The 22,525-nt window shown below is 71.6% G+C and carries 16 protein-coding genes; 4 read left to right on the top strand and 12 right to left on the bottom strand.

The genetic code is table 11. The features are described 5' to 3' along the window. Positions 1 to 22 precede the first annotated feature (22 nt). From ASG36_RS13690 to ASG36_RS13675, 4 genes are all read left to right on the top strand, one after another. Positions 23 to 1,003, top strand: coding sequence for a hypothetical protein (locus ASG36_RS13690; protein ID WP_055764613.1), 981 nt, complete (start codon positions 23 to 25; stop codon positions 1,001 to 1,003). 48 nt (positions 1,004 to 1,051) lie between these two features. Then, a complete protein-coding gene (locus ASG36_RS13685; protein ID WP_055764611.1) occupies positions 1,052 to 1,279 on the top strand; it encodes a hypothetical protein in 228 nt (75 codons plus the stop codon). A 69-nt stretch (positions 1,280 to 1,348) separates the two neighbouring features. Continuing rightward, complete coding sequence (locus ASG36_RS13680; protein WP_235494971.1) at positions 1,349 to 2,908, top strand: acyl-CoA synthetase; 1,560 nt, start codon at positions 1,349 to 1,351, stop codon at positions 2,906 to 2,908. Positions 2,909 to 2,935: 27 nt separating this feature from the next. Further along, the gene (locus ASG36_RS13675; RefSeq protein WP_055764609.1) at positions 2,936 to 3,982 is read left to right on the top strand and encodes an LLM class F420-dependent oxidoreductase; all 1,047 of its coding nucleotides are present in this window, start codon (positions 2,936 to 2,938) and stop codon (positions 3,980 to 3,982) included. Positions 3,983 to 4,087: 105 nt separating this feature from the next. Here the strand turns inward: ASG36_RS13675 and ASG36_RS13670 are convergent, their stop codons facing one another. From ASG36_RS13670 to ASG36_RS13615, 12 genes are all read right to left on the bottom strand, one after another. Continuing rightward, positions 4,088 to 7,996: a DNA-directed RNA polymerase subunit beta' gene (locus ASG36_RS13670; protein WP_055764607.1), complete on the bottom strand. Its 3,909-nt coding sequence runs from the start codon at positions 7,994 to 7,996 to the stop codon at positions 4,088 to 4,090. Positions 7,997 to 8,088: 92 nt separating this feature from the next. Continuing rightward, on the bottom strand, positions 8,089 to 11,481 hold the full coding sequence (rpoB, locus tag ASG36_RS13665; RefSeq protein ID WP_055765167.1) for a DNA-directed RNA polymerase subunit beta: 3,393 nt from the start codon (positions 11,479 to 11,481) through the stop codon (positions 8,089 to 8,091). Positions 11,482 to 11,965: 484 nt separating this feature from the next. Then, positions 11,966 to 12,829, bottom strand: a complete 864-nt coding sequence (locus ASG36_RS13660) for a hypothetical protein (protein WP_055764605.1) — start codon at positions 12,827 to 12,829, stop codon at positions 11,966 to 11,968. 7 nt (positions 12,830 to 12,836) lie between these two features. After that, positions 12,837 to 13,475, bottom strand: a complete 639-nt coding sequence (locus ASG36_RS13655; protein WP_055764603.1) for a hypothetical protein — start codon at positions 13,473 to 13,475, stop codon at positions 12,837 to 12,839. Between the two features lie 92 nt (positions 13,476 to 13,567). Further along, positions 13,568 to 14,842, bottom strand: coding sequence for an MCE family protein (locus ASG36_RS13650; protein ID WP_055764601.1), 1,275 nt, complete (start codon positions 14,840 to 14,842; stop codon positions 13,568 to 13,570). Further along, on the bottom strand, positions 14,839 to 16,116 hold the full coding sequence (locus ASG36_RS13645) for an MCE family protein (RefSeq protein WP_235494967.1): 1,278 nt from the start codon (positions 16,114 to 16,116) through the stop codon (positions 14,839 to 14,841). Before ASG36_RS13645 ends, ASG36_RS13650 begins: the two co-directional genes overlap by 4 nt. Beyond that, positions 16,113 to 17,354 (bottom strand): MCE family protein, encoded by a 1,242-nt coding sequence (locus tag ASG36_RS13640; protein WP_055765164.1) that lies wholly within the window; start codon positions 17,352 to 17,354, stop codon positions 16,113 to 16,115. The genes ASG36_RS13645 and ASG36_RS13640 overlap by 4 nt, the downstream gene beginning before the upstream one ends. Further along, positions 17,351 to 18,376 carry an MCE family protein gene (locus ASG36_RS13635; protein WP_055765161.1) on the bottom strand — a complete coding sequence of 342 codons (1,026 nt, stop codon included), beginning with the start codon at positions 18,374 to 18,376 and terminating at the stop codon, positions 17,351 to 17,353. The genes ASG36_RS13640 and ASG36_RS13635 overlap by 4 nt, the downstream gene beginning before the upstream one ends. Then, entirely contained in the window at positions 18,376 to 19,413 is a 1,038-nt protein-coding gene (locus ASG36_RS13630; protein ID WP_055764599.1) for an MCE family protein, read from the bottom strand. The genes ASG36_RS13635 and ASG36_RS13630 overlap by 1 nt, the downstream gene beginning before the upstream one ends. Continuing rightward, the gene (locus ASG36_RS13625; protein ID WP_055764597.1) at positions 19,410 to 20,843 is read right to left on the bottom strand and encodes an MCE family protein; all 1,434 of its coding nucleotides are present in this window, start codon (positions 20,841 to 20,843) and stop codon (positions 19,410 to 19,412) included. Before ASG36_RS13625 ends, ASG36_RS13630 begins: the two co-directional genes overlap by 4 nt. Then, complete coding sequence (locus ASG36_RS13620) at positions 20,840 to 21,709, bottom strand: ABC transporter permease (RefSeq protein WP_235494965.1); 870 nt, start codon at positions 21,707 to 21,709, stop codon at positions 20,840 to 20,842. Before ASG36_RS13620 ends, ASG36_RS13625 begins: the two co-directional genes overlap by 4 nt. Before the next feature lie 2 nt (positions 21,710 to 21,711). Next, positions 21,712 to 22,470: an ABC transporter permease gene (locus tag ASG36_RS13615; RefSeq protein ID WP_200944502.1), complete on the bottom strand. Its 759-nt coding sequence runs from the start codon at positions 22,468 to 22,470 to the stop codon at positions 21,712 to 21,714. Positions 22,471 to 22,525 lie beyond the last annotated feature (55 nt).

Raw genomic sequence — 22,525 nt, 5'->3', positions numbered from 1 at the left:
ACCCACTGCGCAGGAGGCCACCGTGCACGTCGACACCGCCCGCGAGCTGAAGGCCGCACTCTCCCAGCGGCTGTCCGAAGCCCCGCCGGGGGCCGTGGTGGCCAGCGGCCTGCCCGACGGGTCGGGCTGGAGCGGCATCGCCCTCGGTCTGGCACCGGTCGGCCCGGACCAGGTGCACCTGGCCGTGCGGCTGGTCTCCGAGGGCGACGCCGCCCTCGTCATGGACGGCCTCGACGACGCCGCCCGCAGCGAGGTCGACGTCCGCGTGATCGGTCCGGTCCGACCGCTCACCTCCCCCACCCCCGAGCAGCTGCAGCAGCGCACCCGTCCGCTGGTGCCCGGGCTCTCGGTGGCCCACCCCGACGTGACGGCCGGGACCCTGGGCGGCTTCGTCCGGCGGGCGGGCACGCCCGGCCTGCTGGTGCTGTCCAACAACCACGTGCTGGCCGCCAGCGACGCCGCCACCGAGGGCGACCCGGCGCTGCAGCCCGGCCCGGCCGACGGCGGCACGGCCAGGGACCGGGTCGGGACGCTGACGGCGTTCCAGCGGTTCGTGCCCACCGGCAACCTCGTCGACGCCGCGGTGGCCGCCCTGGACCCCGGGGTGGAGGCCGACCCGACCGGGTACCCCGGGGGTCCGCTGCTGGCCGCGGTGGCCGCCTCCCTCGAGATCGACCCCGACGAACTGGTGGAGAAGGTCGGCAGGACCACCGGGCACACCCACGGCCGGATCACCGCGGTCGAGGTGGACGGCGTGGGGGTGCAGTACGACGAGGGCGTGGTCTACACCTTCGACGACCAGGTCGAGATCGAGGGCGTCACCGGGGGCTTCAGCGACGGGGGCGACTCCGGGTCGGTCGTCTGGCGCAGCCGGGACCGCGCCCCGGTGGGTCTGCTGTTCGCCGGTTCGACCACCGGCGGGAGCAACGGCGGCGGTGTCACCTTCGTCAGCCCGCTGGCCACGGTGCTCCAGGTGCTCGGACTGGAGTGGGTGGCCGGCTGACGCGTCGCGGGCTTCCCACGCAGCGGCTCCCAGGAGCACCATGGGCCGGTGAGCACCCCGGCGACCGACCGCAGCGTGGCCAGTGCGGCCAAGACCGCCCTGGCCGCCCGGTTGGCCGCCGAGCCCGGTGTGGTCGGCGTGGGCATCGCCCGCCGGGCCTCGCAGTACGTGGTGCGGGTCGACCTGGTCGACGTCGACGCCGGGGTGTCGGTGCCCGGAGCCGTGGACGGGGTGCCGGTGGTGACCCGCGTGACGGGTCCGGTCCGGGCCCTCTGAGGCCCTGGGGCCGCACTCCCCCACGACCGGGCCTGCGCAGGACCGGTGGCCCGTGTCACAGTGCGTCTCGTGACCGGACGCCCCGTGGCCGACCCCCGCTCCAGCACCGTCGACGACGTCCTGCGCCGCAGCGCCGCGCGGGTGCCCGGCCGGGTCGCCCTGCGGTTCGCCGACCGGAGCTGGACCTACGCCGACCTCGACGACGCGGTGACCCGGGCTGCCGGGGTGCTGCTGGCCGCCGGCCTCGAGCCCGGTGACCGGGTGGCCGCCTACGGCCGCAACTCCGACGCGTACCTGATCGGCTACCTGGGCTGCGCCCGGGCCGGCCTGGTGCACGTGCCGGTGAACTACGCGTTGACCGGCGAGGAGCTGTCCTACCTGCTCGAGCAGTCCGGCAGCCGCCTCGTCCTGGTCGACCCGGGCCTGCGTGGAGCCCTCGACGCGGTGCTGGGCGACGTGCCGGCCGAGCAGGTGCTGAGCCTGCGTGACGCCGAGGACTCCCTGCTGGAGCGCAGCAGCACCGGCCCGGTGCCCGAGCTCGACGTGGACGTGACCGACCTCGACCTGGTGCAGCTGCTCTACACCTCGGGCACCACCAGCCGGCCCAAGGGCGCGATGATGACCCACCGCGCGCTGGTGCACGAGTACCTGTCCAGCGTGGTGGCCCTGCAGTGCGCCGAGGGCGACGACCCGCTGCACTGCATGCCGCTCTACCACTCGGCCGGGATGCACGTGTTCCTCATGCCCTACCTGGCCGTGGGGGCCACGAACTCCCTGATGGAGGCCCCCGACGTGCCCGAGGTGCTCCGCCGGGTGGAGGCCGAGCGCACCGGGGCCCTCTTCCTGGCCCCCACCGTGTGGGTGCCGCTGGCCAACCACCCCGACCTGGCCGACCGCGACCTGTCCTCGCTGCGCAAGGCCTTCTACGGGGCCTCGATCATGCCGGTGCCGGTCCTGCAGCGCCTGCAGCAGCGGCTGCCCGGGCTGGCGTTCTACAACTGCTTCGGTCAGTCCGAGATCGGGCCGCTGGCCACCGTGCTGCAACCCGCCGAGCACGACGCCCGACCGGACTCCTGCGGCCGACCGGTGCTGTTCGTCGAGGTGCGGGTGGTCGACGAGGACGGCTCCGACGTCGGCCCCGACGTGTCCGGGGAGCTGCTGTACCGCTCCCCGCAGCTGTGCACCGGGTACTGGGCGAACCCCGAGGCGACTGAGGCCGCCTTCCAGGGCGGGTGGTTCCACTCCGGGGACCTGGTGCGCCGGGACGCCGAGGGGTACCTCTACGTCGTCGACCGGATCAAGGACGTGATCAACACCGGCGGGGTCCTGGTCGCCTCCCGGGAGGTCGAGGACGCGCTCTACACCCACCCCGGTGTCGCCGAGGTGGCCGTCGTGGCCACCCCGGACGACCGCTGGATCGAGGCGGTCACCGCGGTGGTCGTCCGCCGGGACTCCCCCGAGGGGGCTGCGGTGGACGAGGCCGAGCTGATCGCGCACGCCCGGGGCACGTTGGCCGGGTTCAAGCTGCCCAAGCGGGTGCACTTCGTCGCCGAGCTCCCCCGCAACCAGTCCGGGAAGCTGCTCAAGCGCGTGCTCCGGGACGAGCTCACGGCCTCCCCCTCCGTCTGACCACCCCCACCACCCCAGGAGTCCCCCGTGCGCATCGGCATCCAGCTCAGCTACTCCTCCGGCGACTTCCGCGAGGCGGCCCAGGAGATCGTCGAGCTCGAGGGGGTGGGCCTGGACGTCGCGGTCGCCGCGGAGGTCTACACCTTCGACGCGGTCAGCCAGCTGGGGTACCTGGCGGCGGTGACCTCCTCGGTGGAGCTGATGAGCGGGATCCTCCCGATCTACAGCCGCACCCCGGCGCTGACCGCGATGACCGCGGCCGGGCTGGACTTCGTCTCCGGCGGCCGGTTCACCCTCGGGCTGGGCGCGTCCGGGCCCCAGGTGGTCGAGGGCTGGCACGGCGTCCCCTACGACGCACCCCTGGCCCGCACCCGGGAGGTCGTGGAGATCTGTCGGCAGGTGTGGCGCCGGGAGAAGCTCGAGCACGCCGGTCCGAAGTACACCGTCCCGCTGCCGGCCGACCAGGGCACCGGGCTGGGCAAGCCGCTCAAGCTGATCAACCACCCGGTGCGCGAGCGCATCCCGGTGCTGCTGGCCGCGATCGGGCCGAAGAACGTGCAGCTGGCCGCGGAGATCGCCGAGGTCTGGGAGCCCATCTGGTTCCACCCCGAGCGGGCCGCCGACGTGTGGGGCGAGGCGCTGAGCGCCGGGAAGGCCGTGCGCGACCCCGCGCTGGGCGAGCTCGGCATCGTCACCGGGGTGCCGGTGGCCATCGGGGACGACGTCGACCACCTGCACGACGCCGTCCGGCCGGCGTTGGCGCTCTACGTCGGGGGCATGGGGGCCAGGGGGAAGAACTTCTACAACGACCTCGCCGTGCGGTACGGGTACCCGGAGGCGGCTGCGACCGTGCAGGACCTCTACCTGAGCGGGCGGAAGGACGAGGCCGCGGCGGCACTGCCCGACGAGCTGGTCCGCGCGGTCTCCCTGATCGGTCCGGAGGGCCACGTCGCCGAGCGGCTGGCGGCCTTCGCCGAGGCGGGCGTGACGGTGGTGAACGCCCAGCCGCTGGACGACACCCGCGAGGGTCGTCGCGCGACCGTGGAGACCCTGGCCCGGCTCGCCCACGGCTGACCCGCACCCACTCCCCCGATGCGTCACGTGACGCGGGTGGGGACGGGCCGGACGCGCAGAGGCCCCGCAGACCAGCTGGTCTGCGGGGCCTCTGTCAGCGGTGGATCAGCTCCGCCAGTCGTACTCCTCCAGGCGGACGGCCTCGCCGGTGCCCGACCCGAAGACGTCCGGGCTGTAGTACTGCCCGTCGTCGTAGCCGGCCATCGTGTAGACCGCGGCGCGGGCCTCCTCGGTGGGCTCGACCGTGATGTTGCGGTAGCGGCTGATCCCGGTACCGGCCGGGATCAGCTTGCCGATGATCACGTTCTCCTTGAGCCCGAGCAGGCTGTCGCTCTTGCCCTGGATCGCGGCGTCGGTGAGCACCTTGGTCGTCTCCTGGAACGAGGCGGCGGACAGCCACGACTCGGTCGCCAGCGACGCCTTGGTGATCCCCATGAGGACCGGACGGGCCGAGGCCGGCTCGCCGCCCTCGGACACCACCCGACGGTTCTCGGTCTCGAAGAGCGTGCGCTCGACGAGTGCGCCCGGCAGGAACTCCGTGGCACCGGAGTCGATGATGGTCACCCGCTTCAGCATCTGGCGGATGATCACCTCGATGTGCTTGTCGTGGATCGACACGCCCTGGCTGCGGTAGACCTCCTGGACCTCACGGACCAGGTGCAGCTGCACCTCGCGGGGGCCCATGATGCGCAGCACCTCGTGCGGGTCGACAGCACCCTCGGTCAGCTGCTCGCCGACCTCGACGTGGCCGCCGTCCTCGACCCGCAGCCGCGAACGACGCGACAGCTTCTCGTAGACGACGTCGTCGGAGCCGTCGTCGGGAGCGATGGTGAGCTTGCGGAACTGCTCACCGTCCTCGATCGACACGGTCCCGGCGAGCTCGGCGATGGGCGCCTTGCCCTTGGGGACGCGAGCCTCGAAGAGCTCCACGATGCGGGGCAGACCGTGGGTGATGTCGTCACCGGCCACACCACCGGTGTGGAAGGTGCGCATCGTCAGCTGCGTGCCGGGCTCGCCGATGGACTGGGCGGCGATGATGCCGACCGCCTCGCCGACGTCCACGAGCTTGCCGGTGGCCAGCGAACGGCCGTAGCAGGTCGCGCAGGTGCCCAGCAGCGACTCACACGTGAGCACGCAGCGGACCTTGACCTCGCTGATGCCGGCGTCGACCAGCTCGGCGATGAGCACGTCGCCCAGGTCGGAACCGGCCGTCGCGACGACCGTCCCGTCCGAGGCCTCGACGTCCGCGGCCAGGGCCCGGGCGTAGACGCTGGTCTCGACGTGGGCGTCACGGGTGACCGTGCCGTCCACGACGGTGCCGATCGGCATGAGGACGCCGCGCTCGGTGCCGCAGTCCTCCTCGCGGATGATGACGTCCTGGCTGACGTCCACCAGACGACGGGTGAGGTACCCGGAGTCGGCGGTCCGCAGCGCGGTGTCGGCCAGGCCCTTGCGGGCGCCGTGCGTGGAGATGAAGTACTCCAGCACGGACAGACCCTCGCGGAAGTTGGCCTTGATCGGCCGCGGGATGATCTCGCCCTTGGGGTTGGCGACGAGACCACGCATGCCGGCGATCTGGCTGATCTGCATCATGTTGCCTCGGGCGCCCGAGTTGACCATGACCCAGACCGGGTTCGTGGTGGGGAAGTTGTCCACCATCGCCTGGCTGACCTCGGCCCGCGCACGGGTCCAGATCTCGATGAGCTCGGCACGACGCTCGGAGTCGGTGATGACGCCGCGCTCGTACTGCTTCTCGATCTTGCGGGCCTCGTCCTCGTGGCGCTCCAGGATCGCGGCCTTGGCCGGCGGGGTCACGACGTCGTCGATGGCGATCGTGATGCCCGCGCGGGTCGCCCAGTGGAACCCGGCCGCCTTGAGGGCGTCCAGGGTCGCGGCGACCTGCACCTTGGGGTAGCGCTCGGCGAGGTCGTTGACGATCGCCCCGAGCTCCTTCTTCGGCACCTGGTAGTTGACGAAGCGGTAGTCCTCGGGCAGGGCCTCGTTGAACAGCACCCGACCCAGCGAGGTGTGCACGACGGCCGGCTGGCCGGGCGTCCAGTCCTCGGGGGTCTCCCACGCGTCGTTCTTCGGGCCGTTGTCGACGCCGAAGACCTCGTCCAGCCGGATGAGCACACGCTCCTGGATGCCGATGGCACCCCGGTCGTAGGCCATGACGGCCTCCGAGGCGGACCCGTAGGCCTTGGGCAGCTCGTCGGCCCCACGCTCGTCGGCCGCGGCCTTGAGGGTCGTGAGGTGGTAGAGGCCCAGCACCATGTCCTGGGTCGGCGCGGTGATCGGACGACCGTCGGCCGGGCTCAGGATGTTGTTCGAGCTCAGCATCAGGATCCGGGCCTCGGCCTGCGCCTCGGCCGACAGCGGCAGGTGCACCGCCATCTGGTCCCCGTCGAAGTCCGCGTTGAACGCGGTGCAGACGAGCGGGTGGATCTGGATGGCCTTGCCCTCGACCAGCTGGGGCTCGAAGGCCTGGATGCCCAGACGGTGCAGCGTGGGTGCGCGGTTGAGCAGCACCGGGTGCTCGGTGATGACCTCTTCCAGCACGTCCCACACGACCGGGCGCGCACGCTCGACCATCCGCTTGGCGGACTTGATGTTCTGCGCGTGGTTGAGGTCGACCAGCCGCTTCATCACGAAGGGCTTGAAGAGCTCCAGGGCCATCTGCTTGGGCAGACCGCACTGGTGCAGCTTCAGCTGCGGGCCGACGACGATGACCGAACGGCCCGAGTAGTCGACGCGCTTGCCCAGCAGGTTCTGGCGGAACCGGCCCTGCTTGCCCTTGAGCAGGTCGCTCAGGGACTTCAGGGGCCGGTTGCCCGGACCGGTGACCGGACGGCCACGGCGACCGTTGTCGAACAGCGCGTCCACGGACTCCTGGAGCATCCGCTTCTCGTTGTTGACGATGATCTCCGGGGCGCCCAGGTCGAGCAGGCGCTTGAGCCGGTTGTTCCGGTTGATCACGCGGCGGTACAGGTCGTTCATGTCCGAGGTCGCGAAGCGGCCACCGTCCAGCTGCACCATCGGGCGCAGGTCCGGCGGGATGACCGGGACGCAGTCCAGCACCATGCCCATGGGCGAGTTGCGGGTCTGCTGGAACGCGGCCACGACCTTGAGCCGCTTCAGCGCGCGCAGCTTGCGCTGGCCCTTGCCGTTGCGGATGGTGTCGCGCAGCGAGACCGACTCGGCGTCGAGGTCGAAGTCCGACAGCAGCTTCTGCAGCGCCGCGGCGCCCATGCCGCCCTCGAAGTACTCACCGAAGCGGTCGCGCAGCTCGCGGTAGAGGCCCTCGTCGGCGATGAGCTGCTTGACCTCGAGCTTGCGGAAGGTGTCCATGACCTCGTCGAGACGGTCGATCTCCCGCTGCGCGCGGTCGCGCATCTGGCGCATCTCGCGCTCGCCGCCCTCGCGCACCTTGCGGCGCACGTCGGACTTGGCGCCCTCGGCCTCGAGCTCGGCGAGGTCGGCCTCCAGCTTCTGCTGGCGACCCTCCACGTCGGCGTCGCGACGGCTCTCCAGGTTGTGCTTCTCCGCGCTGATCTCGGCCTCGATCGTCGGGAGGTCGCGGTGCCGCGCCTCGCCGTCGACCGTGGTGATCAGGTAGGCCGCGAAGTAGATGATCTTCTCGAGGTCCTTGGGGGCCAGGTCGAGCAGGTAGCCCAACCGGGACGGGACGCCCTTGAAGAACCAGATGTGGGTCACCGGGGCGGCGAGCTCGATGTGCCCCATGCGCTCACGACGGACCTTGGCCCGGGTCACCTCGACGCCGCAGCGCTCGCAGATGATGCCCTTGAAGCGGACGCGCTTGTACTTGCCGCAGTAGCACTCCCAGTCCCGGGTGGGACCGAAGATCTTCTCGCAGAAGAGACCGTCCTTCTCCGGACGGAGGGTGCGGTAGTTGATGGTCTCCGGCTTCTTGACCTCACCGTGGGACCACTGACGGATGTCGTCGCCGCTGGCGAGACCGATGCGCAGTTCGTCGAAGAAGTTGACGTCGAGCAACTGATTACCCCTTTCCGGGGCTAGTTCTGCGTTTCTGGAGTCACGAGGTGGTGGCCGGCCGGCCCCGCATCACGGGGCCGGCCGGCGGTCGATCAGACGTCCTCGACGGAGGAGGGCTCGCGGCGGCTGAGGTCGATGCCCAGCTCCTCGGCGGCCCGGAAGACCTCGTCGTCGGTGTCGCGCAGCTCGATCGCGTTGCCGTCGGAGGAGAGGACCTCCACGTTCAGGCAGAGCGACTGGAGCTCCTTGAGCAGCACCTTGAAGGACTCGGGGATGCCCGGCTCGGGGATGTTCTCGCCCTTGACGATGGCCTCGTAGACCTTGACGCGCCCGAGGATGTCGTCGGACTTGATCGTCAGCAGCTCCTGCAGCGCGTACGCGGCGCCGTAGGCCTGCATCGCCCAGCACTCCATCTCACCGAAGCGCTGACCGCCGAACTGCGCCTTACCACCCAGCGGCTGCTGCGTGATCATCGAGTACGGGCCGGTGGAGCGGGCGTGGATCTTGTCGTCCACCAGGTGCAGGAGCTTCAGGATGTAGACGTAGCCCACCGAGATCGGCTCGGGGAAGGGCTCCCCGGAACGACCGTCGAACAGCCGGGCCTTGCCGGTCTCCTTGACCAGACGCTCGCCGTCGCGGGTGAGCGTCGTCGAGCCGAGCAGGCCGACGATCTCCTCCTCGCGGGCACCGTCGAACACCGGGGTCGCGGTCCGGGTGCCGGGAGCGGCACCGCGGGCGCCGGCGGGCAGGTTCTTGGCCCACTCCGGCTCGCCCTCGACCTGCCAGCCCGTCTTGGCGACCCACCCGAGGTGGGTCTCCAGGACCTGGCCGACGTTCATCCGGCCGGGCACGCCCAGCGGGTTGAGCACGATGTCGACCGGGGTGCCGTCCTCGAGGAAGGGCATGTCCTCCTGCGGGAGGATCTTGGAGATGACGCCCTTGTTCCCGTGGCGGCCGGCCAGCTTGTCACCGTCGGAGATCTTGCGCATCTGGGCCACGTAGACCCGGATGAGCTCGTTCACGCCGGCGGGGAGCTCGTCGCCGTCCTCGCGGGAGAAGACCCGGACGCCGATGACCTTCCCGGACTCACCGTGCTTGACCTTGAGGCTGGTGTCGCGGACCTCGCGGGCCTTCTCACCGAAGATCGCGCGCAGCAGCCGCTCCTCGGGGGTCAGCTCGGTCTCGCCCTTGGGCGTGACCTTGCCGACGAGGATGTCGCCGGGGACGACCTCGGCACCGATCCGGATGATCCCGCGCTCGTCGAGGTCGGCGAGGACCTCCTCGGAGACGTTCGGGATGTCCCGGGTGATCTCCTCGGCGCCCAGCTTGGTGTCGCGGGCGTCGACCTCGAACTCCTCGATGTGGATCGAGGACAGGACGTCGTCCTGCACGAGGCGCTGCGACAGGATGATCGCGTCCTCGTAGTTGTGGCCCTCCCACGGCATGAAGGCGACGAGCAGGTTCTTGCCCAGCGCCATCTCGCCCTGGTCGGTGCACGGACCGTCGGCGATGACCTGGCCGATCTCGACCCGCTGGCCCTCCTCGACGACCGGGGACTGGTTGATCGACGTCCCCTGGTTCGAGCGGCGGAACTTCAGCAGCCGGTAGGTCTGCCGGGTCCCGTCGTCGGCCATCACGGTCACGAAGTCCGCGGTGGAGTCCTCGACGACACCGGCCTTCTCGGCGGTGACGACGTCACCGGCGTCGACGGCGGCACGCAGCTCCATGCCGGTGCCGACCAGCGGCGCCTCGCTGCGCAGCAGCGGGACGGCCTGACGCTGCATGTTCGCGCCCATGAGCGCGCGGTTGGCGTCGTCGTGCTCCAGGAACGGGATCATCGCGGTGGCGACCGAGGTCATCTGCCGCGGCGAGACGTCCATGTAGTCGACGTTCTCGGGGGCGAGGTAGTCGACCTCACCGCCCTTGGTGCGGACCAGGACCCGCTCCTCGGCGAGGCGACCGGTGGCGTCGAGCGGGCTGTTGGCCTGCGCGACGACGAAGCGGTCCTCCTCGTCGGCGGTGAGGTAGTCGATCTGGTCGGTGACCTGACCGCCCTCGACCTTGCGGTACGGGGTCTCGATGAACCCGAAGGCGTTGACCCGCCCGAAGGAGGACAGCGACCCGATCAGGCCGATGTTCGGGCCTTCCGGGGTCTCGATCGGGCACATCCGGCCGTAGTGGCTGGGGTGCACGTCGCGCACCTCCATGCCTGCGCGCTCACGGGACAGACCACCCGGACCCAGCGCCGACAGGCGGCGCTTGTGGGTCAGACCCGCGAGCGGGTTGGTCTGGTCCATGAACTGCGAGAGCTGGCTGGTCCCGAAGAACTCCTTGATGGAGGCCACGACGGGACGGATGTTGATCAGGGTCTGCGGCGTGATCGCCTCGACGTCCTGGGTCGTCATCCGCTCGCGGACCACGCGCTCCATGCGGGAGAGGCCGACCCGGATCTGGTTCTGGATCAGCTCACCCACGGTGCGCAGGCGACGGTTGCCGAAGTGGTCGATGTCGTCCACGCCGTGGTCGGGCTCGCCGGCGTGCAGGCGCACGACGTACTCGATCGTGGCGACGATGTCGTCCTCGGTCAGCGTCTGCGTCGGCTGCGGCACGGCCACACCGAGCTTCTTGTTGACCTTGTACCGACCGACGCGGGCCAGGTCGTAGCGCTTGGGGTTGAAGAACAGGTTCTCCAGCAGCGCCTGGGCCGACTCACGCGTCGGCGGCTCGCCCGGACGCAGCTTGCGGTAGATGTCCAGCAGCGCCTCGTCCTGGCCGGCGATGTGGTCCTTCTCCAGGGTGGCCAGCATCGTGGGCGACCACTGGAAGTGCTCGCGGATGCGGTCCTCGTCCCAGCCCAGCGCCTTGAGCAGCACCGAGACGGGCTGACGGCGCTTGCGGTCGATGCGCACGCCGACGGTGTCGCGCTTGTCGACGTCGAACTCCAGCCACGCACCCCGGCTCGGGATGACCTTGGCGGAGAAGACGTCCTTGTCGCTGGTCTTGTCCAGGGTCTTGTCGAAGTAGACGCCCGGGGAGCGGACCAGCTGGGAGACGACGACGCGCTCGGTCCCGTTGATGACGAACGTGCCCTTGCTCGTCATGATCGGGAAGTCGCCCATGAACACCGTCTGGCTCTTGATCTCGCCGGTGGTGTTGTTCATGAACTCGGCGGTGACGAACAGCGGCGCCGCGTACGTCATGTCCTTGTCCTTGCACTCCTCGAGGGAGGCCTTGACGTCCTCGAAGCGCGGGTTGGAGAAGGACAGCGACATCGAGCCGCTGAAGTCCTCGATCGGGGAGATCTCCTCGAGGATGTCGGCCAGACCGCCGACGGCGGCGGCCTGCTCCTCGGGGGACAGCGTCGCCTTCCACTCCGGGCTGCCGACCAGCCAGTCGAAGGAGGCCGTCTGCAGCGCCAGCAGATCCGGCACCTCGAGGGGCTCGTGGATCTTGGCGAAGGAGACGCGCAGGGGCGCGCCGGGGATCTTCTGGGCCGCGGTGCCAGCGGTGTGCGCGCTGTCCTGCGGGTCGTCCGGGATGACCTGTTCGGTGCTGGTGGTGTCCGTGCTGGTGGGGCTGGAGCCTGCCAAGATGCGTCCTTTCAAGGACCTCACGACGTGCGGGCGGTCGGTGCGGGTCGTCCGTCAGCGGGGTAGTCGGCGCTGCGACCCGACGGCCGACGTGGTCCCACCGACGGCGTCAGCAGCAGGCGTCCCGGTCGTGTTCGGGAGCGCCCCTGGTGACCCGGCTCGGCGGGGTAGGCAGTCAGAGGGCAGCGCAACAGGAGACCCTACCCCTGTCGGGCCCCCCTGTCCACCGTGCGGCCGAGCGCCCCTGGGGGACGACGGCCCGCACGGGCGGGAGGCTCACGAACAGGCGGTACGGGTGGCACTGCCCGGGGGAATGATGCCAGGGGTGCGGCCCGCGCGACACCGCCACGCCGAGGCTGTGGACAGGCCCCCGGGGGCGTCAGCTCGTGGTGAGCAGGGTGAGCTCGCTGATCTTCCAGTCGCCGTCGACGTCGGTGACCGTGACCCGGACGGTCTGGGTGCAGGACTGCGCGCCCTCGTCGGTGACCGTGCACTCCGAGCCGGCTGGGGCGGCCTGGGTGCCGGAGTTGACCGACTCCACGACGTACTGGCCGAACACCACGAGGGTGGCGGTGTCCTGGGCCTCGTTGACCTGCTGCAGCCCGACCTCGAGCACCTCGTAGCTGGTGGTCGCCGAGACCTGCTCGTAGGTGTCGATGATCCCGCCCTGGGAGAGGTCGGCCTCGTACTGCTCGCGCAGCTCGCCGGTGAGGGCGTCGAGCTTGCGGTCGACGCTGCCCTGGGAGTCCCGGTAGTCGTAGGCGTAGACGTCCTCCACCCCGCTGCGGGCGGCGGCGAACACCGCGGCGTCCACGGAGCCCGGCTGCAAACGCTGCAGGAGCAGGTACCCGCCGCCGGCGGCCACGGCCACGCAGAGCAGGGCGAGCACGAGCACCAGGGCCGGCACCCGGCGCCGGGGCCGGGCGGCGGCGGGCTCGGGGGCCTTCGAGGCCCTCGGGGTCGTCGCGGCCTCCGAGGTCTTCGAGGTCTTCGAGGTCTTCGCGGTCTGCGGGGCCTTCGCGGTCGCCCCGGCGGCCGGGGTCGGACGGGGCACCGCAGCCGGACGGCGGCGCGGGGCGACGGGCGGGGTCCCGTCGCCGTCCTCGTCGGCGCGCCCTCTGCCGGCCACCCGGGGTCGGGGCGAGGGCCGCGGGCCCGGGCGTGCACCGGCCGCCCGGGGCCGGGGCGTCGGGCGCGGGCGGGGGGACTCCTCGGCCGGGGTCCCGTCGGGGGTGTCGGTCACGGTCGGCTCACCGTCCTGTGATCCCGGAGAGCAACCAGCGGTCGCCGTCCTTGGTCAGGTCGACCTCGATGCGGTAGCGCTGCACCTGGGTCTGCTCGGAGGCGTTGCTGCGCTGGGTGGACTGGATGACCATGAAGACCGTCGCGCTGTCGTCGTCGGCGGCACCGACGGCGGCCCCCACCACCTCGGTGTTCACCACGGCCTGGGCGTCGGTGATCTCCTGGCGCCGGGCGTCGAGCTGCCCGACGGACTCCTCCTGGAGGTCCCCGGTGGTCACCGAGCGGATCTGCTGGATGTCGTCGTCGAGGGTCAGGTGGTCGAACGAGGCGACGTCGACGATCCCGGCCCGCGCGGCCTGCAGGGCGTCCACGTAGTCGTCGGTGCGCACCGGGGACGGGTCGGGACGGGTCAGGAACAGGTACCCCGTCGCGGCGACGAGCAGCACCAGCAGCCCGGCCAGCACGGGCACCAGGGGCAGCGAGGGGCGCGACCGGGGAGCGGGGGCGGCGTCGTCGGGCTCCTCGTCGACCTCGGGGACGGCGTCGACCCCGGTCTCGGCGTCGACCGCGATCTCGGCGTCGACCGCGTCGTGGGAGTCGGGCTCGGTCGTGTCCGGATTGGTGGTGTCGGGGCGGGGATCGGCCACGGTGCGCTCCTCTCGTCGGTCGGTGGGTGGGGCTGCGGTGGCGGGCGTCACGGTACGACGGCGGGGAGCCGCCGCGCGCCACCGGAGGCGGGTCAGCCGGCCTGGCTGGAGAACGGGTTGGCGCTCAGCAGCCCGCCGAGCACCTCCTGGAGCAGCCCGGACACCGGCAGGGCGCCCGGCACGCCCGGGAGGGTGCTGCCCGGGGAGGCGACCCCGCCGTCCCCGTCGATGTTCTGCTCGCCGCGGATGCTCGAGCCGCTCTCGTCGACGCCGTCGGAGGGGTCGGGGTCCACCCCGCCCACCACGTCGCAGCGCACCGCGGAGGTGTCGAGGGTCGCCACCGCCTCCGGCGACCCCGAAGCGCCGGTGGACACGTAGCCCGAGGTGCAGGGCTGGGGGTCGTTGACGTTGGGCACGAAGCCGAAGTTGGCGCGCATGACGCCGTCGCTGCCCCGCCGGACCACCGAGAAGCTGCCGGTGACCACCTCGGGGTAGGTGACGAGCAGCTGCTCGACGCCGTCGAGCCGGGGCGTGGTGACGTCGTTGAGCACGTCGACGTTGCGGATCAGCGAGCCGAGTCCGGGGCCGGCGTCCACCACGAGCTGCTGCAGGGCGGCACCGGCGTCGGGGGCGTTGACCAGCAGGCTGCGCAGGTCGGCGTCGCTGCTGACCAGGGTGTCCGCGAGCAGTCGGAGGTCCGCCGCCCAGCTCTGGATGGCCGTGCGGGAGTCCACCTGGGTCTGCAGCACCGTCTGGCCGTCGGTGATCAGGGTCAGGGTCTGGGGCAGCGACTCCTCGGCGCGGGTCAGCAGCAGGTCGCCGTTGTCGATCAGCCGCGCGAGGTCGTCCCCGGCCCCGGCGAACGCGATGCCCAGCTCGTCGACGACGGTGCGCAGGTCCTCGGTGTCGATGGAGGTGACCAGCCCGTCGACGTCGAGGAGGAGCTGCTCGACCGGGATGGGGATCGAGGTGCGCTCGACCGGGATCACCGACCCCTGCCCCAGGAAGGGACCGGCGGCGTCGTCCGGGCGCAGGTCGACGTACTGCTCGCCGACGGCACTGCGGTTGGCGACCGCGGCCGCGGCGTCGGCCGGGATCTCCGGCGCGTCGGGGTCGATGTCCAGGGTGACCTCGACGCCGTCGTCGGTGAGGGCCATGTCGCTGACCCGGCCCACCGCGACGCCGCGGTAGGTGACCTCGGCGTTGACGAAGACGCCCCCGGAGTCGGCGAACTCCGCCGACACCTCGTAGCCCCCGCCGAACACCAGCCGGTCCAGCCCGACGTACCGGAAGCCCACGTAGCTCATGCCCAGGAGGGCGACGAGTGCGAAGGCCAGCAGCTGCAGCCGCGTGGTGCGGGTGATCACGGGGTCCCCCCGGTCAGCAGCCCGGTGAGGTCGGGCAGCCCGAGCAGGGTGCCGTCGGTGGCCTCGGTGAGGTCCGGGACGACGCCGGTGAGGTCGGGCAGGGTCGGCAGGCTGAACGGCGCCGCGGCTGCCCCGGCCGGCGCGCCGACCACCGTGGTGGCGTCGGGGCTCCCCGGGACCCCGCAGGAGTCGCCGACGACCTCCGCCGGGTCGAGCAGCACCAGCGCCCCGGAGGTCTGGTCCACCACGTACCGGCAGAAGAGGTCCTGCAGGTCGAGGTTGAGGTCCGCGGTGAGGTTGGTGAACAGGCCGTAGCCCCCGGTGCGCAGGTCCGGCCGGTACTGCAGCGCGGTCAGCGAGCTGGCCGGGAACGGGAAGGTGAGCAGCAGGTCCAGCGAACCGGCGAGGTCGGGGCCGGCGGCGGCGAGCTGGGTGAGGATCGGCTGCAGCAGCTGCAGGTCCGCGACCGTGTCCGCGCCGCTCTGGTTGATCACCCGGGTGCCCACGTCGCCGAGCTGGGCGAGCGAGTCGAGCATCGAGACCAGCAGGTCGCGCTGGGAGGTCAGCACGTCCAGCCCCGGCCCGATGGTGTCCAGCGCGGTGGTGATCGTGCCCGTGCCCGCCGAGAGGGTCGCCGACAGCGCGTTGATGCTGTCCAGCGCACGGCTGATCTCGGTGCGCTGGTCGTCCAGGCCGCCGATGAACGTGTCCAGCTGGGTCAACGTGTTGCGGACGGCGTCCTCCCGGCCCTCCAACGCCTGGCCGAGCTCGCTGGTGATCGTCTGCAGCTGGGTGAGCCCACCGCCGTTGAGCACCAGCGACAGCGCCCCCAGGACCTCCTCGACCTCCACGTTGCGGTTGGTCCGGTCCAGGGTGATCAGCGACCCGTCGGCGAGCTCCCCGGTGGGGGCCTCGGTGCCCGGGGCCGCGAGCTCCACGTACTTCTCCCCCAGCAACGAGGACTGGTTGATCGCCGCGACCGCGTTGGCCGGCAGCTCGACGTCCCCGGCCACCTCGACGGTGACCAGCGCGGTCCAGTCCTCCCCCAGGCTGATGTCGGTGACCTTCCCGACCGGCACGTCGGCGACCCGGACGCCGGACTGCGGCACGAGGTCCAGCACGTCGGCGAACTGGATCTGCACCAGGTAGGGCTCGTCGCCGACGTCGGCGCCCCCGGGCAGGTCCAGGGAGTAGGCCCCGCGGAAGCCACAGCCCGAGAGCAGCAGCGCGGTGCCGACCAGAGCCGTCACCCGGGTGGTGGTGGTCCGCTTCACGGCTGGACTCCTGGGATCGAGGGCAGACCGGGCAGGCCGGTGCCGCCACCGGGCAGCCCGGACGACGGCGAGAAGACCGCGGTGAGCAGCTCCTGCAGGTCGGGCACGCCGTTGCCGTTGAGGTCGTCGATCGCGCCGTCCCCGCCCGGGTCGCCGGACAGCAGCCGGGCGCAGACCTGGTCGATCGGGGGGAGCCCGAGCAGCGCGGTCACGTCGGTGAGGTCGACCCCGGCGAGCTGGAGCCGGCCGGCCTGACCGAGCAGCTGGCAGACCACGACGTCGGCGTTCTGGCTGCCCAGGGAGTTGTCCCGGGTGTCCAGCGTCCCGTAGTCGGGGTTGTAGGCGTGCGCGAGGTTGCCGATCGCGGCGGGGGCGACGTCGAGCACCTGCGCCAGGGCCTCCCGCTGCTGCACCAGGGTCAGGGTGACCGCGGACAGCCGGTCGACGTTGGTGGTCAGCAGCGCGGTGTTCTGCTGCACGAACCCGGCCACCTGACCCAGCGCCGAGGACAGCAGGGCGATGGCCGCGGCCAGGTCCTCCCGCTCGCCGGCCAGCTGCTCGGACACCGCGGCCAGGTTGTCGTTGAACTGCCCCACCTGGGCGTCGACGGTGGCCAGGGCGCTGGTGAAGACCTGCAGGTTCTCCACCGACCCGAACAGGTCGTCGCGGTTCTCGGCGAGGGTCTCCACGGCCTGGGAGAAGCCGGTCAGCGTGCTGTTGAGCGCCTGGCCGTTCCCGTCCAGGTTGGCCGCACCGACCTCCACGAGGTCCGACAGCGCTCCGTCCGCGTTGGCGCCGGTCGGGCCCAGGGCCACGGACAGGTCGTCCAGCGCCCCGTAGACCTGGTCGAGCTCGACCGGGGTGGCCGTGCGCTCCAGCGGCACCTCGGCGCCGTCGGCCATCGTCGGGCCACCGGAGTAGACCGGGGCGAACTGGACGTAGCGGTCGGCGACCAGCGAGGGCGCCAGGATCACCGCGACCGCCTCGGCGGGGACGTCGTAGTCCTCGTCGACGAGCATCTCCACCCGCACCCGGTCGCCCATCGGCGTCACCCGGGTGATCTCCCCGACGTCGATGCCCAGCACCCGGACGTCGGAGCCCTCGTAGAGCCCCACGGCCTGCCCGAACCAGGCGGTCACCCGCATCTGCCCCGCCGGGCGCAGCACGATCCAGCCCAGCGTGCCGACCAGGAGCACCGCCGCGGCCAGCGCCACGGCGCGCTGCAGCCGGCCGGTCACGGGGAGCACCCCACGAGCCCGCCGGTCGAGCCGGCCACCGAGCCGCAGAGCACGCCGCCGACGACGCCCGGGATCAGGTTGTCCACGAAGCTGTCGAACCACCGCCCGTTGCCCAGGGTGTTGGTGAAGACGGTGACGAAGGGCGCCAGGTTGGCCACCGTCTGCCCGAGGTCCTGGCGGTTGCGCTCGAGGATGGCCGTCACCTCTGACAGCTGGGCCAGCGCCGGGGTGAGCGCAGCGGTGTTGTCGTTGACCAGCCCGGCGAGCTGGGTGGCCAGGGTCTGGGTGTTGGTCAGGATCGAGTCGATGAGCGCCCGGCGTTCCTGCACCTCGGTGAGCAGGGTGTTGGAGTCCAGGATCAGCTGGGTGAACTCGCCGTTGCGGTCGGCCAGCACCTGGGTCACGTCCCGGGTGGCCGAGAGCAGCTGGCTCAGTTCGGCGTCCCGCGAGGAGATGGTGGTGGACAACCGGGACAGCCCCTCCAGTGAGGTCTGCACCTCGTCGGGGGTGTCGGCGAAGGTCTCGCTGAGCACCTCGAAGGACTGCGCCAGCTGGTCGGTGTCGACGTCGTCGATGGTCTGGGCCAGGCCGCTGAAGGCCTCCACGACGTCGTAGGGCGAGGCGGTGCGCTCCAGCGGGATCCGGTCGGCGGGGTCCAGGGCGGTCTCCCCGCGGGGCACCAGGGCCAGGAACTTCGCCCCCAGGACGGTCTCGATCTTGATCGCCGCCTCACTGCGGTCACCGACGAAGGCGTCGGACACCCGGAACTCGACCGTGACCGCGCCGTCCTCCAGCTGCAGGCTCTCCACCTGGCCGACCTTGACCCCGGCGATGCGCACCGGGTCGTCGGCCCGCAGGCCGGCGGACTCGCTGAAGGACGCCGAGTACACCGTCCCGCCGCCGATGAGCGGCAGCGACTGGGCGTTGAAGGCCAGCGCGACCAGCGCGACGATCACCGCGAGGCTGATCGCCCCGATCGTGACCGGGTCGCGGTCGCGGAAGGGCCGGGAGTCCCGTGCCATCAGCTGCACCCCGCCGATCCGTTGGCCGCGCCGCCCGGGGGCAGCTGGGCGTCGCCGACGACCGGCAGGGAGACCAGGCCGGACGCCGAACAGAGGTAGAAGTTGAACCAGCTGCCGTTGACCGCGGTGCGGGTCAGCAGGTCGGTCTTGACCGGGGCCAGCTGCAGGAAGTCCTCCAGCACGTCGCCGGTGTCGGCCAGGTTGGTCGACAGGTCGCCCAGGGCGGTGATGTCGGCGGCCAGCGGGGGCCGGGCGTCGGTGAGGAACTGCGACGTCGTCACCGCGAGGGTGTCGATGGTCTGCAGCGAGTCGAAGATCGAGTCCCGGTCGGCAGTCAGCCCGCTGACGAACTGCTGGAGCGAGACCACCAGCCCGCTCAGCTGCTGGTCACGGGCGGCGAGGGTGCCCACGACGCTGTTCAGGTTGTCGATCACGCTGCCGATCACGGCGTCCTGGTCGGCCAGCGAACCGGTGAGGGACGCGACGTGGCCCAGCAGGCTCTGGATCGTGCCGCCCTCGCCCTGGAACACCTGGATCAGCTCGTAGGACAACCGGTTGACGTCGTCGGGGCTCAGCGCCTGGAACAACGGCTGGAACCCGCCGAACAACACGGTGAGGTCCAGCGCCGGGGTGGTCTGCGCCAGCGGGATGGTGTCGCCGGCGGCCAGCGTGCGGCCGGCGGACCCCTCGCCCTCGGTGAGCGCGACGTAGCGCTGCCCCACCAGGTTGCGGTACCGGATGGTGGCCTGGACCCCGGCGGGCAGCCCGACCCCGGACTCCACCTCGAGCCCGACCTCGGCGACCGGCCGCTCGGCGTCGTCGGACAGTCCGATGGAGGTCACCTGCCCGACCCGCACCCCGGCGATGCGGATCTCGTCGCCCTCGACGAGCCCGGCGACGTCGGTGAACTGGGCCCGGTAGGCGGTCTGGTCTCCGTACCCGGCGTTGGTGATGGTGGCCAGCAGCACGTAGCTGGCCAGGATCGTGACCATCGCGAAGACGACCAGCTTGACGATCGGTGCGGTCAGGCCCCTCACGGCACCATCACCTGCGTCCCGCGCAGCACCGGGGCCATCGAGGACGCCGCCAGGTCGGAGACGTCGGCCGGGTCGGTGCCGGTCTGGTAGCCCAGCAGGTTCCGCACGAAGTCCAGCTCCCCGGTGCTCCCGGCCAGTCCCCCGCTGCCGCCGCCGTCGGTGAGCCCGGACGGGAACGCCGAGGCCAGCGACAGGTCGGTGCCCAGCCCCGTGCCCTCGCGTCCGGTCCGGGTGTCCCCTCCGGGGATGTCGGTGGGACCCGTGCCGCCCAGGCAGCGCGGGTTGCCGCTGACCGGGTTGTCGGCGGAGTCCACGCCGTCCAGCGGCGGGACCGGGCAGTAGTACTCGCCCTGGGCCGCGGCCGCGATGATCCCGTCGATGTCGCCCAGGCCCCGGCAGTCGGGACCGGAGACGTCGTCGTAGGCGGGCTGGTCACCCGGGGCGTACGGGTTGCGCGGCGGGAGGGTGACCGTCAGGTCCAGGTTCAGCGACGGGTCACCGTCGGCGCCGAAGGCCTCGCTGATCAGCGGGTTGAACCGGGTCAGCCCGTCGAGCAGGCAGGGGTACTCCGGGGAGTACTCCGCGAAGAGGCCCAGCACCGGCCGGGAGCCGGCGGCGAGCTGGATGAGGGCGTCCTCGTTGTCGGTCAGGAAGCCTGCCGCGGTCTGCGCCGAGCCGCCCACCACGGTGAAGGTGCGCCGCAGCTGCTCGGCCTGGTCGGTGACCGTGGAGGCCGTCACCGACAGGTCGTCGAGCACCGCCAGCAGGTCCGGGGCGGCGGCGTCGTAGGTGTCGGCGACGTCGGCCAGCAGCGAGACGTCGGCCTGCAGCTCGGGCAGCACGGTGTTCAGCTCCCCCACGTAGGCACCGGTGTCGGCCAGGTTCTCCCCCAGCAGGTCCCCCCGGCCGCGCAGGGCGTCGGCGACGGCGCCCAGGGTGTAGGACAGGTCGGCGGGGTCGACCGCCTGCAGCAGGGGCAGCAGGTCGTCGATCACCCGCTCGAGCTCGATGGCGTTCTCGCTGCGGTCCTGCGGGATCACGTCACCGGCGGCCAACCGCTCCGCCGACGGCGCCTCCGGGAGCTGCAGGGCCACGAACCGCTCGCCGAACAGGGTCTTGGGCAGCAGCCGGGCGCCGACGTTGGCCGGGATCCGTGCCAGGTGCTCGGGCTGGATCGCCAGCTCGATCTCGGCACCGTCGGCGGTGGCGCGCACCGCGCGCACCTCCCCCACGATGACCCCCCGCACCTTGACGTCGCTGGCGGTCTGCAGCTGGTTGCCGATCGAGTCGGTCTGCAGCGTCACGGTGACCGCGCCGCTGAACGCCTTCTGGTACGTCGCGACGGCGAGTCCCAGCAGCAGCGCGATGACCACCAGGAAGGCCAGGCCCTGCACCCGCTGCCGGACGACGGCACCCCTGCCCCGGCTCATCCCGCGATCCTCACCGTCGTGGTGGAGCCCCAGATGGCCAGGGACAGGAACAGGTCGATGACCATCACGGCCACGATCGAGAAGCGGACGGCCCGGCCCACGGCCAGGCCCACCCCGGCCGGCCCGCCACCGGCGCGGTAGCCGTAGTAGCAGTGGCTCAGGATGATCACGACGCTGAAGACCAGCACCTTGAGGAAGGACCACAGCACGTCCTGCGGGGGCAGGAAGAGGTTGAAGTAGTGGTCGTAGGTGCCCGCGGACTGCCCGTAGACCACCGTGGTGATGGTGCGGGTGGCGAAGTAGCTGGTGAGCAGGCCGATCACGTAGAGCGGGATCACCGCGACGAAGCCCGCGACGATGCGGGTGGTCACCAGGAAGGGCAGCGAGGGCACGCCCATGACCTCGAGGGCGTCGATCTCCTCGTTGATCCGCATCGCACCGATCTGGGCGGTGAACCCGCAGCCGACGGTCGCCGACAGCGCGAGCCCGGCGACCAGCGGGGCGATCTCCCGGGTGTTGAAGTAGGCGGAGAGGAACCCGGTGAACGCCGAGGTGCCCAGCTGGTCCAGTGCGGCGTAGCCCTGCAGGCCGACCTCGGTGCCGGTGAAGAAGGACAGGAAGGCGATGACGCCGACCGTGCCGCCGATGACCGCGAGCGCGCCGGTGCCGAAGCTGACCTCGGCCAGCAGCCGGAACGTCTCCCGCTTGTAGCGCTTGAGCGTGCGGGGCGTCCAGGCCAGCGCGCGGCCGTAGAAGCCGAGCTGGTCGCCGAGGTCGTCCAGCGTGGTCAGCGGACGGCGGTAGACCGTGCGCACGATCCGCCGGGTGCGCACCTTGACCCGGTCGACGGGTGAGAGGAGGGCCATCGTCACTGGCCCTTCGGCGGCACGAGCTGGAAGTAGATCGCGGTGATCACGAAGTTCACCGCGAACAGGAGCAGGAAGGTGATGACCACGGACTGGTTCACCGCGTCCCCGACCCCCTTGGGCCCGCCGCCGGCCCGCAGGCCCTTGTAGGAGGCCACGATCCCGGCGATCAGGCCGAAGACCAGCGCCTTGATCTCCCCGGACCAGAAGTCCTCGACCTGGGCCAGCGCGCTGAAGCTGGCCAGGTAGGCCCCCGGCGTCCCCCCTTGGAGGATCACGTTGAAGAAGTAGCCGCCGGTGACGCCGACGACCGACACCAGTCCGTTGAGCAGGACCGCGACCAGCATCGAGGCCAGCACCCGCGGCACGACCAGGCGCTGGATCGGGGAGATGCCCAGCACCTCCATGGCGTCGATCTCGTCGCGGATCTTGCGCGCTCCGAGGTCGGCGCAGATCGCCGAGCCGCCGGCCCCGGCGATGAGCAGGGCGGTGACGATGGGGCTGGCCTCGCGCAGCACGGCCAGCACCGACGCCGACCCGGTGAAGGACTGCGCGCCCAGCTGGCGGGTCAACGACCCCAGCTGCAGGGCGATGACCGCGCCGAACGGGATGGCGACCAGCGCGGTGGGCAGGATCGTCACCGAGGCGACGAACCAGGTCTGCTGGATGAACTCACGCAGCTGGAAGGGCCGCCGGAACACCGCCCGGACGACGTCCAGCGCGAAGGCGAACAGGTTGCCGCTGGCCTTGAGCGGGCGCAGCGGGGACAGCGGACCGTCGAGGAGCCCCGGCGCCTTCGGCCGCTCTCCCGGGGCC

Source organism: Geodermatophilus sp. Leaf369 (assembly GCF_001424455.1).
GTDB lineage: Bacteria > Actinomycetota > Actinomycetes > Mycobacteriales > Geodermatophilaceae > Klenkia.
The sequence above is the reverse complement of the archived record's forward strand: the minus strand, read 5'-3'. Positions and strand labels throughout refer to the sequence as shown.